This window comes from Streptomyces sp. NPDC046379, from assembly GCF_055587785.1.
Window position 1 is genome coordinate 60467 of sequence record NZ_JBVJFP010000012.1, and the last position, 12810, is coordinate 73276.

Below are 12810 nucleotides of genomic sequence, written 5' to 3' on the forward strand. Positions count from 1 at the left end.
TGCGGGCGTTCCCCTCCCAGAGGACCCCGCACGTCCTCCCCGAGCCGTGCCCGCAGCAAGGAGGACCGCAGTGAGCCAGTATGTGAGCAGGCTCGGGCGTCGTTCCGCGGGGACACCCCCGCGGCTGCGGCTGCATCGCAGGCCCCGCCGGATCGCGATGCTCTCCGTGCACACCTCCCCGCTCCACCAGCCCGGCACGGGCGACGCCGGCGGAATGAACGTCTACATCGTGGAACTGGCCCAGCGGCTCGCCGCGATCAACATCGAGGTCGAGATCTTCACCCGGGCGACCGCCGCCGCCCTCCCGCCCACCGTCGAACTGGCCCCCGGCGTCCTCGTCCGCCACGTCGACGCCGGCCCCTACGAGGGCCTCGCCAAGGAGGACCTCCCGGCCCAGCTGTGCGCCTTCACCCACGGCGTCATGCAGGCGTGGGCCGGCCACCGCCCCGGCCACTACGACCTGGTCCACTCGCACTACTGGCTCTCAGGCCACGTCGGCTGGCTCGCCGCCCAGCGCTGGGGCGTCCCCCTGGTGCACGCCATGCACACCATGGCCAAGGTGAAGAACGCCAACCTCGCCGACGGCGACACCCCCGAGCCCGCCGCCCGCGTCATCGGCGAGACCCAGATCGTCGACGCCGCCGACCGCCTGATCGCCAACACCGCCGAGGAGGCCGGCGAGCTGGTACGGCACTACTCCGCCGACCCCGCCAAGGTCGCCGTCGTCCACCCAGGCGTGAACCTCGACCGGTTCCGCCCCGCCGACGGCCGTGCCGCCGCCCGCGCCCGCCTCGGCCTCCCGCAGGACGCCCTGATCCCCCTCTTCGCCGGCCGCATCCAGCCCCTCAAGGCCCCCGACGTGCTGCTGCGCGCGGTCGCCGTCCTGCTGGACGAGCGCCCCGACCTGCGCTCCCGCATCGTCGTCCCCGTGGTCGGCGGCCCCAGCGGCAGCGGCCTCGCCAAGCCGGAAGGGCTGCAGAAGCTGGCCGCGCGCCTCGGCATCGCGGACGTCGTGCAGTTCCGCCCGCCCGTCGGGCAGGACCGGCTCGCCGACTGGTTCCGGGCCGCGTCGGTGCTCGTCATGCCGTCGTACAGCGAATCGTTCGGCCTGGTCGCCATAGAGGCCCAGGCGACCGGCACGCCGGTGCTCGCGGCGGCCGTCGGCGGCCTTCCTGTGGCCGTACGGGACGGGCGCACCGGCGTCCTCCTCAAGGGGCACGATCCCGCCGCCTACGCGCGCGTGCTGCGCGATTTCGCCGACGATCCGCGGCTGACCGACCGCATGGGCGCCGCCGCCGCCCGGCACGCCCGCGACTTCGGCTGGGACGCCTCCGCCGCCGCCACCGCCGAGGTCTACACGGCTGCCCTGCACGCGCACCGCCGTCGCGTACGCTCGCATCATGGCTGACGTACAGAAGGCGGCGGGCGCCCTCGAGGACGCCCTCAAGGACGCCGGACTGGAGTGGGAGAACCCCGCGGCGGGCCACTACGTCGTGCAGCTCCCCGGCACCCGCAAGCTGTCGACCACGGTCTCGATGATCGTCGGCAGACACTCGCTGTCCCTGAACGCCTTCGTCATCCGCCACCCCGACGAGAACGAGCCCGCCGTCCACCGCTGGCTCCTGGAGCGCAACCTCAAGCTGTACGGCGTCGGCTACGCCCTCGACCCCCTCGGCGACATCTACGTCACCGGCAAGCTCCCCCTCGCCGCCGTCACCCCGGGCGAGATCGACCGCCTGCTCGGCCAGGTACTGGAGACCGCCGACGGCGACTTCAACACCCTCCTGGAGCTGGGATTCGCCTCCGCCATCCGCAAGGAGTACGCGTGGCGGGTGTCACGGGGCGAGTCGACCCGAAACCTCGACGCCTTCACCCACCTGGTGGAACGTCCGGCGGATTCCTAGCCGGTCCGTCTGTCGCGCTCGACCGTCTGTCGCGCCTGACCGTCTGTCGCGCCTGACCGTTTGTCGTGCCCGACCGTTTGTCGTGCCCCACCGCTTGTCGCGCCCGACTACTTGTCGCGCCGGTCCGCCAGTAGTGGCCGGTCCGCCAACCGTGCCGTCCGCCAGCCATGCCCGGCCGCCCGGCCGCCGGTGCCGCCCCGGCGTCACCTGGGCGGCCGGCGGCGTCTACACGGCGCTGACCTCGGGCTTCACGGGCCCGCCCGTCGCCGCTCCGGACCCGGCGCCCTCGTCCTCCGGCAGCCGGCGCATGAGCACCGCGTACCCGGCGCCGGCCACGGTGCCGACGACCGCGCACAGCCCCCACAGCCACTGCGCCCCGAACCGGTCGATGACGAAGCCGGACATCAGCGGCGCCACCAGCGCGGCGACCGACCAGGACATCGTGTACATCCCCTGGTAGCGCCCGCGCCCGTGAGCGGGCGACAGCCGCACGACCAGCCCCGTCTGGGTCGGTGCGTTGACGATCTCGGCGAGGGTCCACACGCAGACGGTGAGCGCGAAGACCCCGACAGACCCGGCGAAGGCGGTGAGCCCGAAGCCGTAACCGGCCAGGAGCGAGGAGACGACGAGCAGTTGCCGTTGGTCGCGGTGCTGGATGAACCGGGTCACCGGGATCTGCAGCACGACGATCAGCACACCGTTGACGGCGATGGCCATGCCGTAGTCGGCGGCCGAGAACCCGGCGTCGCCCATGGCGATCGGCAACCCGACCGACGCCTGCTGGAAGATGAGCGCGACCAGGAAGGAGAGCCCGACGACGCTCATGAACCGCCCGTCCCGCACCACGGTGCCGAGCCCGACCTCCGGTTCGGCCGCCTTCTCGGCGGGGCTGCGCTCCGGCCGCGACTCGGGCAGCTTGACGAAGACGACGATCGCGCAGGCCAGGGTCATCACCGCCTCGATCAGGAACCCGGCGAGATAGCTGACCTCGGCGATGAACCCGGCGCCCATGGAGGAGACGGCGAACCCGAGGTTGATGGCCCAGTAGTTGAGCGAGAAGGCCCGCACCCGGTCCTCGGGCCGGACGATGTCGGCCATCATCGCCTGCACGGCCGGCCGCGAGGCGTTGGACGCCGCCCCGACGAGGAAGGCGACGCCGGCGATGGCGACCGGATGCTGCACGAACCCGAGCAGCGCGACGGACAGCGCGGTGGACACCTGCGCGACGAGCAGCGTGGGCCGCCGCCCGAGCCGGTCGGCCATCACCCCGCCCGCGAGCGAGGACAGCACCCCGCCGAGCCCGTGCAACGCCGCGACCAGGCCGGCGTACGAGGCGGAGTAGCCGCGGTCGAGGGTCAGATACAGCGCCATGAACGTGGCCACGAAGGCCCCGAGCCGATTGACGAGCGTGCTGAGCCACAGCCACCAGAACGCCCGCGGCAACCCGGAAACGGTCTCCCGGCCGGCACGTCTCAGACGACTGAGTGACACGAAGGCTCCCCCGGGGTGTGCGATGAGGTGAAGCGGCGGGAGCTGTCCTGTAAGCAGCTTGAGCCGCGAGCAGACCTTACGGCGGGAGGGCGGGGGAGGGCCACTCGATCAACGGCGTCGGGCACCCGCCGTCCGCCGCCTGCCCCCGGGCTCCCGGCCCCTCCCCGGCCACCCGTCCGCCCTTCGGGCAGGCGCGCGAGCGATCAAAGCCGTCCATTACGCTCGGAGCCATGGCCGACGCACCGTACAAGCTGATCCTCCTCCGCCACGGCGAGAGCGAGTGGAACGAGAAGAACCTGTTCACCGGCTGGGTGGACGTCAACCTCACCGCGAAGGGCGAGAAGGAGGCGACGCGCGGCGGCGAGCTGCTGAAGGACGCCGGCCTGCTGCCCGACGTGGTCCACACGTCCCTCCAGAAGCGAGCGATCCGCACCGCGCAGCTCGCCCTCGAGTCCGCCGACCGCCTCTGGATCCCGGTCAAGCGCTCCTGGCGCCTGAACGAGCGCCACTACGGCGCCCTCCAGGGCAAGGACAAGGCCCAGACCCTCGCGGAGTTCGGCGAGGAGCAGTTCATGCTGTGGCGCCGTTCCTACGACACCCCGCCGCCGCCCCTGGACCGCGACGCCGAGTACTCCCAGTTCTCCGACCCGCGCTACGCCACCCTCCCGCCGGAGCTGCGCCCGCGGACGGAGTGCCTGAAGGACGTCGTCGTCCGCATGCTCCCGTACTGGTTCGACGCCATCGTCCCCGACCTCCTGACCGGCCGCACGGTCCTCGTCGCCGCCCACGGCAACAGCCTGCGCGCCCTGGTCAAGCACCTCGACGGCATCTCCGACGCCGACATCGCGGGCCTGAACATCCCGACGGGCATCCCCCTGTCCTACGAACTCGACGCCGAGTTCAAGCCCCTGAACCCGGGCGGCACGTACCTCGACCCGGACGCGGCCGCGGCAGCGATCGAGGCGGTCAAGAACCAGGGCAAAAAGAAGTAAGCAGAGCCCTAAAAGCCCCCCACCTGCGGCTATGTCGCGGGCGGGGGGCCTCTTGCATGCCATGGGCCGTGTCTGGGCCGTCGGGCTCAGATGCGACGAATCCTCACGTGGACTGAGGCCAGAAAGGTAGGCGGGATGACGGCAAGCAACTCGGCGCCGACCCAGAGGGCCAGGGCTGCGCCTGCGAGACTGATGATGCCAAGGTGCGCTTCACGCGGGACGAGGTCGATACGCAGACCAGGTCGTGGCACCATGGCGTTCTCCGTTGGTTTCATGAGTCCTCTTTAGAGCCGTGACTGTGACGCCGACGAGTGAGGGGCCGCCCATGCCAGTGGACGGCCCCTCTTTCTCTCGCTGGCGATGCGCTGGACTTTAGCGTCCTATTGCGTAGATCGACAAAACGTGCAGCTGAGGGCTCCAGAGGCTGCCTGCGATCTCCCATTTCTGGTTGTGCAGTGCCTCCGTGGGGCACTTCTGGTGAGAGAATCTGAAGGGCCGATCCGAGTGGCCGTCTCGACCTTGAGTCACGGTTGTTGTGGGCTAGCTGACCCGTCCCATCGTTAGCTCCTTGACGGCTTGACCTGCCTGCCTGCGCCGAGTAGCAGTGTCGAGGTATAACGCAACGGGTCCGCAGCCACCCCGGTAGCCGGTTTGACCAAGTCGGTTTGGCCAAGTCGGTTTGGCCAAGTCGGTTTGGCCAAATCGACTTGACCAAATGGCCATGGATAACTGGATTAGCCTGCTCGGTTTGCCTACTCAGTATGCACACTCACTTTGCAACTTCACTTTGCAACATCGAGATGCACGCAGGCGCATTGACCCAAACCGAATCGGAACCCTGAGCCTGGCCATTGGAAGGCTAGAGCGTTCGTGCCATGAAGATCGCACTTACTGCCTTACATGTGCGTTCCTGGCTTGACGGCATCAGATGCGCGTAGACGCGCAGGGTGAGCCCTGGGTCCGAGTGCCCTAGGTACTCGGCCACCGCCTTGATGTTCTCCCCGGCGTCCAGGAGCACCGAGGCGTAGAAGTGCCGGAGGGCGTGCATGCCGTTCTCGCGTGACTCCGCGTAGGACTCGCCTGGCTTCCGCTCGGGGATCACCCCGGCCGAGGCGAGCGCCCGCTTCCACACTTCCTCGTTGAGGGACGTCCGCCAGACATGACCGCCACGCGGGCCGGTGAAGATCAGCCGCTTGGTCACCGGAGGCCCGTCCGCCACCTTCCACGGCAAGGTGATCTCCACCGGCGGGAACCGCTTCATGTGGTCCCGGAGGGCATCAGCGACCGGACCGGGCAGCGGCACGTCCCGCAGCTTGCCACCCTTGGGCGGGGCGAACACGGGCTTGCTGCGGCTCAGCTTGAGCTGCTGGACCACGTGGAGCATGCCCGCCGCAAAGTCGATCGCGTCGACGGCGATGCCCAGAATCTCCCCCTGGCGGAGACCGCACCCGCCACCCAGGTCGACCATGGCTTGGTACCGCTCGGGCATGCCGGCCCGGACGGCGAAGACCCGCTCTGCCGTCCATGGGACGACTCGCTTGCTGTCCACGGTCGGCGGCCGGACCGAGCGAGCAGCACACGGGTTCCGGGGAAGATGCCCATCGTCCACGGCAGCGCTCAGAGCCGCCCGCACGTTGGAGTAGATCGTCCGAGCGTACGAGCCACGGACGCCGTTCTCTTGGAGCTGCCTCACCCAGTCACGGATGTGAGCAGGCTGGAAGGAGCCGAGCGGACGCGACCCCAGGTACGGGAACGCGTGCAGCCGAAGCTGCGACTCCATCGACGCCTGAGTGTTCGGATCCGGTGCGTGAGTCACCCAGTTCTCGGCGTACTGCTGAAACGTGATCCGTGCCGCGCGCGGGTCGATGTACTGCCCGCGCGCCATGTCGGCCTCAGTCTGGGTCAACCACTGCTCGGCGAGCCGCTTCTGCCGGTCAGGAAAGCTCTTCGACTTCTCCGTGCCGTCCGGGCCGACGTACCGAGCGCGGTACCGCATGCCCGAGCCGTACCGCTCGGTCTTGACCTTGCTGGTCTTGCCGTCCGGGCCAACCTCGGTCTTGTACCAACGGTCCTGGATGTGCCCGGCCATCAGGCAGCTTCCCCAAGCTGGGCATCCACCCAGGCCCGCACGTCGATCGGATCGAAGCGCAGGTGCCGACCGACACGGAAGCCTCTGGGACCGGTGCGCTTCCTGCGCCACTGGTAGACCGTCTCGACGCTGGGCAGGTCGAACATCTCGACCAGGTCTTCAGGCGTCAGATACCGGGAGGGCAGAGCGCGCGGTTCGGCAGCCACGTCCGCCAGGCTGAGGCGTCGGTTAGCCACGGGTTGGTTCTCCTTCCGTTCCGGGGGCGGGTTCGAGGGATGCGGCGAGCCAGGCTTCGGCGTCGGACAGGCCGGTTCCGGCGAAGACCCAGTGCGCGAGGACGTACGTCGTCTCGGACTCGGAGCCGTTGGCTGCTGCGGCTTGGGCGCGGCGCCATGCGGCGCGGGCGTCGCGGAGGGCGCCGAGGGTGGTGGAGTAGCGGCGGGACTTGGTGGAGAAGTGGCCGCGGAACCCGAGCATGTGAGCCCACGCGCGGAGCCGCAGGTGTTCGAGGTCCTCGCGTGCGCCGAGGAACCAGGCGGTTCGGATCATGCGGCGGGCGTGGTCGCTGATGTCGAGCTGGGCGAGTTCGGCGGCGAACTTGAGCGGCCGGTCGAGAGCCCCTGTCGCCGTTTCGGCGCCCTTGGTGGCGTACTTGGCGATGTAGGCGGCGACGGCTCGTTCGGTGAGTTCCTGGCCGTCGTTGAAGTCGGCGGACCGGATGGTGCGGACGTCGAGTTGGCGGCCGAAGGTGAAGGTGTGTGTGCGGCCGTCGATGGTCGGGCCGTCCACGCGGACCTTGGCGGCGGCAGCGCGGATGGCGTCCGTGAGCAGTTCGGCCGTGGCCCAGGTAGGGGGTGGAGTGTCGCCGCCGCTGGGCCCGTCGATGCGGATGACGGCGTGGAAGTGGACCGCGCCGCGCTTCTGGTACTCGGCGACCTTGGCAAAGCTCACGCGGGCGTGCTCGCGAAAGCGCCGCTGGGACAGGCCGGCGCGCTTGGCGACCTCTCGGCGCAGGTAGGTGGAGAAGCGCCGCCAGAGGGGACCGGCGTGGGCGTTCCAGAGGACGGCGGCTTCGTAGTCGTAGGTGTCCGGGTCGAGCGCGGTGCCGAGTGCGTCGTCGTCCTGGTCGTGGTGGGTGCCGCAGCGGCAGGGGCGTCCGCTGGAGGGGCGGTTGTGGACCGGGCCGAAGGTCGGCGCGGTGAAGGTGGCGAACACGCGCGGGTGCGTGGCGACGTGTTCGGGGGTGCCCTTGCCGCCGCGCAGTCCGGAGGTGATCAGGTGGAAGGTGTCGCGGCGGTAGACCTCGGCGCAGGCCTGGCAGCGGGTCGTGCGGCGGTTGTTACAGCGGACGAGGAGCTGTCCGGCCGGGAGGCTGGACGAGTCGAGGCGGTGGAGGACATTGCCGATCTCGCCGGTGCGGGTGTCGACGTCGTACTCGGTGCGGTGGCCGTCGAGGTGGATCGGGTTGGTGCAACCGCCGAGTCCGGAGAGTTGGCGGAGGATACCCGGCAGCGTGCCCTGCGCGGCCAGGTTCGCGACTTCCGGAAGTGGGGGCGGTGTGGTGCGGGTGAAGATGGCTTTTCCCCTTCTGGCTGGGCTCGGTCGGGAGGAACAGGCCCCGGGGCGGCGAAATGCTTGGTCGTGTGCCGCCGCCCCGGAGGCCAGCGCGGTTCAGCGGCGCTGGTGATCGCGGAGCATGGAGCGCAGGACGACGGCGGCCACGGCAACGGAGATGGCCGTGACAGCGACGGCCGCCAAGAGCGCGGTGAGGACGACTCCACCGACGACCAGGGCCACGACGGTCTTCTGATCGCGACCGACGGGAGCGAGCGCCGTACGGGTGCCGTCTCGGTCGGGGTGTGGGTGTGCGCGGGCGGCGGAGTCGGGCTGTCGGGGTACTTCGGGAGGAACACGGGCCAGGTCTACTTATCTACTCGTCTATACGTGCGAGCCGTTTATGACGGTCACGCCGGAGCGCGTGCCGGACTCAATGGCGGGTGCGAGGAAGGTTCGGGAGAGCCAGAAGCCGAAGAGGGCGATCAGGACGACGATCCAGACGCGGACGCCGAGGAACCTGACTGCTCCCCAGGCGAAGAAGCCGAGGACGACGACAAGCGGAAGACTGACGGTCACGGGTCGGGGGTCCTTTCAGCGGGCAGGGCAGCGGTGAGTGCGGGCAGCCAGCTCGGCGGCGGCGCGGCCGTCGTAGTCGGTGGAGAAGCCGCAGCGCGGAGCGGTGCAGGCGGCGGTGTGCTTCTCCTGGCCCCGGCCGTCGTAGTACGTGCCGACCCGGACGGGGCCGATGAGCACGACGTTGCGGAAGCGGCGGTTGGCGGTCACGCAGGTCTCCTTTCAGAGGTGGGTTGCGATGGCTTCGGCCATGGGTGCGGGGACGCCGAGGCGGGCGCGGAGGGTGGGGGTGTCGATGGGTGTGCCGGTGCGGGTGTGGTGTTCGGCGGCGACCTTGCGGGCGTGTGCGACGAGAGCGGCCGGAACGGGCAGGGCGGGACGCTCAGGCGGTTCCGGTTCGTTGACCGGACGCTGGGGCGGAGTTTGCTCGGGTGCCGGGTGGACGGGTGGCTCGGGGAGGAGTTCTGGTTCCTCCGCCTGGTCGTAAACCTCGTCGTCGTCCGTGTCGGGTTCGGCGGCGTGGTCGATCGTCTTCGGTGCGGAGTGTGCGAGCAGGGTGCCGCCGAGGAAGGCGACCGCAGGCCAGCCCGCCACGAGGATGCGCAGCCAGGCCGGGACGTGGTTCATGTCGAGAAGGCCGGCGGTGGCGACGTTGGCGCCGAGTGAGGCCGTGAGCGCGATGAGGAACCAGCACCACCCGGCCGCCTTCGCTTCCCCGGACCGCAGTCGACGCCAGGCGGCGACGAGCAGCAGGTCGACGCTGATCGGGTAGGCCCAGGCTTTCCATCCGTCCTGCCCGGCCGCCGAGGCGATGTCGTGCAGGTGGGCGAAGGACAGTGCGGCAGCGATGACGGCTTGGATGAGCACCGCGTCCACGCGGGCCAGTTGGGCGCGCATGATGCGGCTCCTTCCGGATTCAGGCATGCGAGGGGTAGGGACCTGGCGTGAGAGGTCACGCCGACCGGGTTGGTGGAGGAGGTCAGCCGGTTGCCGGGCGCGGTTCGACGACCGGGGCCGGAGATGCGACCGGCCGTACGGCCACCTCTGGCAGGAAGGGCTTGAGTACGGGCAGGTCCGGCACCTGGTGCGCGTATTCGCGGCAGGTCTCGGCGGCGTCACCGAGGGACAGGTACGGCGTCCGGATGCGTGACCAGCCGCCGGAGGTGTCACCTGCCACGGCGAGGCCGGGCCGTTCGGGGGCGATGGCACAGGCGGCCATGACTGCTTCTGGTGCGATGTCGCCGAGTGCCATTTTCGCGGAGGCTTCGTCGTTCACCCGGTGACAGACGCGGCCGGTCAACTGGGCTCGCAGCATGGTGGCGCCCTTGCCCAGCTCGGCGCCGAAGCGCTGCCCACAGACCTCCAGATAGATGCCGGCCGCGCGGCCGAGTTGGGCGAGCCGGATGAGCTGGGTGACCATCTCGTCCCGCCGTTCCTCGTCCTTCCTGGTGGCGACGAGGAAGAGTTCGGCCACCTCGTCCACGAACAGCACAAGAGGGACGGGGCGTTCGGACTCGGGCAGTCCCCAGATGTCGGAGGTGATCTCCTCAGCCGGGGTGTCCGGGGCGATGCCTTGCCGGGCCTTGATCAGGTCGTATCGGTCCTCCATTTCCTTCACGAGCACGGGCAGCAGCTCGGCTGCCTGTTCAGGTTCGGTCGCCAGCGCGGAGAGGCGGGAGGCAAACGGCGCCAGCTCCACACCGCGCTTGCAGTCGATCCCGACCAGGGCGACCGGCTGAGGGGCGAGTCCGGCGATCAGGTGCCGCAGGTACATGGACTTGCCCGACAGCGTGGCGCCGAGGGTGAGTTGGTGGGGCACGGTCCGGTAGTCGCGTACGAACGGCATAGCGTCCTCCCGCAGGGCCACCGGCACCTGAAGGAACTTGGTGTCCACCTTGCGCGGCATCCGCACCTGCCGCAGCACGTCGAAGCCGACCAGCCGCAGCTCAACCACGCCAGGCTTGACCGTGGTCACGTACACGGCGTGAACGCCCCAAGCGTGCCGCAGCCGTTCCGCCGAGGCGGCGACATCGGCCGGTTCCTGACCGGGAGCGAGCCGCAGACGGAGCCTCAGCCCGGTCGAGGTGGGCCGAATGATGCCCCGACGCGGCGGTACGGGACGAACTTCACGGCGAGTGGCGGCCTTGACCGCCAGCATCCGCAGCCGGGACGGAGCCACGGTCAGGCCGCAGGCCTCCATGACCGAGCCGTAGGAGCTGAGGAGCCGGGCCGTGGATATCGGCAGACCGACCGTGGACCAGTACACCCCGGGATGCTTGGCCCGGGCGTAGGCGGCCCCACCGCCGAGCGCGGCGACAGGACCACCCACCTCCAGGAGCGTCGTCAGATCGGTCATCAGGCAGCGGCCCCGGTGGCGGCCGGGAACGCGGCCGGAGTCACAGCGGCGGCGCGGTAAGCGATGCCGTGGCGCTGCTGCCCGTTGAAGACGCTCTCCCACGGCCGGGCAACCAGACCCGGAAGCGAGACCGGAGCCCCGAGCGTCAGCCCCTCGGACACCCCGCTCTCCGGAACGGTGACCTTGATCAGCGACGACTCGCCGTCCTCCAGGTAGACGACGCCGATCGTCATCAGGGCCTCACCACTGGTGGCGTCCTTAGCGATCTCGCCCGTCTGCCGGTCGCGGACCTTGGGCTCGGGCGCCTCGGTCAGCAGGATCGTTGCAGCCGAGGTCTCTACACGGATGGTGCGCAAAGCTTCTTCCCATCTACTCGTCTATACAAGATGCGGCGTTCGAACCCGATCTCCCGGGAACGACAACCACCTTGCCACACAACTTGCCCACTCGTCTATACGAGTAAGCCTGTTGGGGTGTACGAGTTCGGAGAAGCCTCCCGCGCACCACCACCGGTCAGGCGCTCACGTCGCCGGGAGCTGGTACGACAGGACGTACGCGTCGGCCGCCATGACCGTGTCGCAGACCTCCACGGCCCGCCCTTCCTGGTCGAACGCGGTCCGGATCAGGTGAATGACCGGCACACCGGAGGCCAGCCGCAGCGTCCGCACCTCATCAGGCGAGGGCATCCGGGCACGGATCTCTTCCTCGAAGTGGTCGAGGCGGTGCCCCAGCTCCTCAAGCCGGGCGTAGATGCCACCCGGCCCCGGGTTCGGCTCGGCGATCGGCGTGCCCCGTGCGATGTCGAGAGGCAGATACGAGGTGGCGAACTCCACCGGCCGCCCGTCCAGCAGATACCGGCGACGCCGGGCGAGCACCCGGCGCACGGACCCGAGCCGGGTGGAGACGTCCTGGCTGGCCTTCTCTTCCTTGACCTCCAGGCTGTCCACCTGCGGGTGACTGCCGGCGGCGTCGGCTTCGACGATGAACGCGGACTTCCCCTGCTCGCGGTGGCGCCGGGCGAACCGGTCGGAGGCGAGCCGCCTGACGGGCGGTCGTGGTCGCACGAAGACGCCCTTGCCGTGCTCGGCGTGCACCAGGCCCTCGCCCTGGAGGACGGAGAAGGAGTTTCGAACCGTCATACGGGAAACCCCGTAATGCTCGACGAGTTCGGCCTCGGAGGGCAGCTTTTCGCCTTCCTTGAATCGCCCACGGTCGATGGCCTCGCGCAGCTGGTCGGCGATCTGCCGAAAGACCGCACGATCGCTCGTGGGGTCGAGATCGCCGAGGAGGCCGGAGGAAAGAGAGGGCACGTGTACTCCTTTAGGTATCTAGACGAGTGGGCGAGCTTTGTTGCTACGGTGGAGAGCCTAGCCATCCGAGAGGGCAGAGGAACGTGAGCACCGACCGTCCGCACTCCGTGAGCGTCGCCGGAGTCATCGTCGACGACCAGGACCGCGCCCTCTTGATCAAACGCCGCGACAACGGCCACTGGGAACCCCCGGGCGGAATCCTCGAACGCGAGGAAACCATCCCCGAGGCCCTCCAGCGCGAAGTTCTCGAAGAGACCGGCATCAAGATCGCCCTTCCCGCGACCCTGACCGGGATCTACAAGAACATGAAGGGCCTGATCGTCTCCATGGTCTTCCGCTGTGAGGCCGCCGACGGCACGCCCACCACAGGGGACGAGACCCGAGCACTGCGCTGGGCCACCCGCGAAGAAGTCATCGAACTCGCCGACGAGGCATATGCGATCCGCGTCCTGGACGCACTCGACGCGGTATCCCCGCCGGCCATCCGCGCCCACGACGGCGTGAAACTCGTCTAGCCCGAACCCGCTGCACATGGCGG

16 protein-coding genes and 1 pseudogene are annotated in these 12810 nt (G+C 69.6%); 5 read left to right on the forward strand and 12 right to left on the reverse strand.

The genetic code is table 11. The features are described 5' to 3' along the window. Nucleotides 1-70: 70 nt before the first annotated feature. Nucleotides 71-1408: a D-inositol-3-phosphate glycosyltransferase gene (gene mshA, locus ACZ6KF_RS21555; protein WP_356635509.1), complete on the forward strand. Its 1338-nt coding sequence runs from the start codon at nt 71-73 to the stop codon at nt 1406-1408. Further along, nucleotides 1401-1904, forward strand: coding sequence for a type III secretion system chaperone family protein (locus ACZ6KF_RS21560; protein WP_469239657.1), 504 nt, complete (start codon nt 1401-1403; stop codon nt 1902-1904). The genes mshA and ACZ6KF_RS21560 overlap by 8 nt, the downstream gene beginning before the upstream one ends. Before the next feature lie 225 nt (nt 1905-2129). On the opposite strand, the gene ACZ6KF_RS21565 is transcribed toward ACZ6KF_RS21560, so the two are convergent. After that, nucleotides 2130-3395, reverse strand: a complete 1266-nt coding sequence (locus ACZ6KF_RS21565) for an MDR family MFS transporter (RefSeq protein ID WP_356635513.1) — start codon at nt 3393-3395, stop codon at nt 2130-2132. Nucleotides 3396-3625: 230 nt separating this feature from the next. Here ACZ6KF_RS21565 and ACZ6KF_RS21570 point away from each other — a divergent pair, with 230 nt between their 5' ends. Beyond that, nucleotides 3626-4387 (forward strand): phosphoglyceromutase, encoded by a 762-nt coding sequence (locus ACZ6KF_RS21570; RefSeq protein WP_469239659.1) that lies wholly within the window; start codon nt 3626-3628, stop codon nt 4385-4387. A gap of 86 nt (nt 4388-4473) precedes the next feature. Here ACZ6KF_RS21570 and ACZ6KF_RS21575 read toward each other — a convergent pair whose 3' ends face one another. The 11 genes and pseudogenes from ACZ6KF_RS21575 to ACZ6KF_RS21625 all read right to left on the reverse strand — a co-directional run bounded on the left by ACZ6KF_RS21575 (nt 4474) and on the right by ACZ6KF_RS21625 (nt 12203). After that, nucleotides 4474-4662 (reverse strand): hypothetical protein, encoded by a 189-nt coding sequence (locus ACZ6KF_RS21575; protein WP_469239660.1) that lies wholly within the window; start codon nt 4660-4662, stop codon nt 4474-4476. Between the two features lie 584 nt (nt 4663-5246). Further along, nucleotides 5247-6476 carry a tyrosine-type recombinase/integrase gene (locus ACZ6KF_RS21580; RefSeq protein WP_469239662.1) on the reverse strand — a complete coding sequence of 410 codons (1230 nt, stop codon included), beginning with the start codon at nt 6474-6476 and terminating at the stop codon, nt 5247-5249. Then, nucleotides 6476-6712, reverse strand: coding sequence for a helix-turn-helix transcriptional regulator (locus ACZ6KF_RS21585; RefSeq protein ID WP_452897886.1), 237 nt, complete (start codon nt 6710-6712; stop codon nt 6476-6478). The genes ACZ6KF_RS21580 and ACZ6KF_RS21585 overlap by 1 nt, the downstream gene beginning before the upstream one ends. Then, nucleotides 6705-8006 carry a replication initiator gene (locus tag ACZ6KF_RS21590; RefSeq protein ID WP_469239773.1) on the reverse strand — a complete coding sequence of 434 codons (1302 nt, stop codon included), beginning with the start codon at nt 8004-8006 and terminating at the stop codon, nt 6705-6707. Before ACZ6KF_RS21590 ends, ACZ6KF_RS21585 begins: the two co-directional genes overlap by 8 nt. A 141-nt stretch (nt 8007-8147) precedes the next feature. Next, a pseudogene (locus ACZ6KF_RS21595) lies at nt 8148-8389 on the reverse strand (SpdD protein). A 25-nt stretch (nt 8390-8414) separates the two neighbouring features. Beyond that, entirely contained in the window at nt 8415-8609 is a 195-nt protein-coding gene (locus ACZ6KF_RS21600) for a hypothetical protein (protein WP_344458779.1), read from the reverse strand. Nucleotides 8610-8624: 15 nt separating this feature from the next. Then, entirely contained in the window at nt 8625-8816 is a 192-nt protein-coding gene (locus ACZ6KF_RS21605; RefSeq protein ID WP_469239665.1) for a mobile element transfer protein, read from the reverse strand. 12 nt (nt 8817-8828) lie between these two features. Then, a complete protein-coding gene (locus tag ACZ6KF_RS21610) occupies nt 8829-9503 on the reverse strand; it encodes a DUF2637 domain-containing protein (RefSeq protein ID WP_469239667.1) in 675 nt (224 codons plus the stop codon). Between the two features lie 82 nt (nt 9504-9585). After that, nucleotides 9586-10962, reverse strand: a complete 1377-nt coding sequence (locus ACZ6KF_RS21615) for an FtsK/SpoIIIE domain-containing protein (protein WP_469239669.1) — start codon at nt 10960-10962, stop codon at nt 9586-9588. Continuing rightward, entirely contained in the window at nt 10962-11318 is a 357-nt protein-coding gene (locus ACZ6KF_RS21620; protein ID WP_030851889.1) for an SCO3933 family regulatory protein, read from the reverse strand. The genes ACZ6KF_RS21615 and ACZ6KF_RS21620 overlap by 1 nt, the downstream gene beginning before the upstream one ends. A 165-nt stretch (nt 11319-11483) precedes the next feature. After that, nucleotides 11484-12203: a GntR family transcriptional regulator gene (locus ACZ6KF_RS21625; protein WP_233580483.1), complete on the reverse strand. Its 720-nt coding sequence runs from the start codon at nt 12201-12203 to the stop codon at nt 11484-11486. Between ACZ6KF_RS21625 and ACZ6KF_RS21630 the strand changes: the two genes are divergently transcribed. Together ACZ6KF_RS21630 and ACZ6KF_RS21635 are read left to right on the forward strand one after the other, a co-directional pair. Then, nucleotides 12117-12359, forward strand: coding sequence for a hypothetical protein (locus ACZ6KF_RS21630; protein ID WP_469239780.1), 243 nt, complete (start codon nt 12117-12119; stop codon nt 12357-12359). The two genes, ACZ6KF_RS21625 and ACZ6KF_RS21630, sit on opposite strands and share 87 nt — an antisense overlap. Before the next feature lie 20 nt (nt 12360-12379). Then, on the forward strand, nt 12380-12787 hold the full coding sequence (locus tag ACZ6KF_RS21635; RefSeq protein ID WP_062931480.1) for an NUDIX hydrolase: 408 nt from the start codon (nt 12380-12382) through the stop codon (nt 12785-12787). Nucleotides 12788-12810 lie beyond the last annotated feature (23 nt).

Coding starts and splice junctions, on each gene's coding strand:
- ACZ6KF_RS21560 (WP_469239657.1), top strand. CDS start 1,401: ATGGCTGACGTACAGAAGGCGGCGGGCGCCCTCGAGGACGCCCTCAAG.
- ACZ6KF_RS21570 (WP_469239659.1), top strand. CDS start 3,626: ATGGCCGACGCACCGTACAAGCTGATCCTCCTCCGCCACGGCGAGAGC.
- ACZ6KF_RS21575 (WP_469239660.1), bottom strand. CDS start 4,662: ATGAAACCAACGGAGAACGCCATGGTGCCACGACCTGGTCTGCGTATC.
- ACZ6KF_RS21580 (WP_469239662.1), bottom strand. CDS start 6,476: ATGGCCGGGCACATCCAGGACCGTTGGTACAAGACCGAGGTTGGCCCG.
- ACZ6KF_RS21610 (WP_469239667.1), bottom strand. CDS start 9,503: ATGCGCGCCCAACTGGCCCGCGTGGACGCGGTGCTCATCCAAGCCGTC.
- ACZ6KF_RS21615 (WP_469239669.1), bottom strand. CDS start 10,962: ATGACCGATCTGACGACGCTCCTGGAGGTGGGTGGTCCTGTCGCCGCG.
- ACZ6KF_RS21630 (WP_469239780.1), top strand. CDS start 12,117: ATGCTCGACGAGTTCGGCCTCGGAGGGCAGCTTTTCGCCTTCCTTGAA.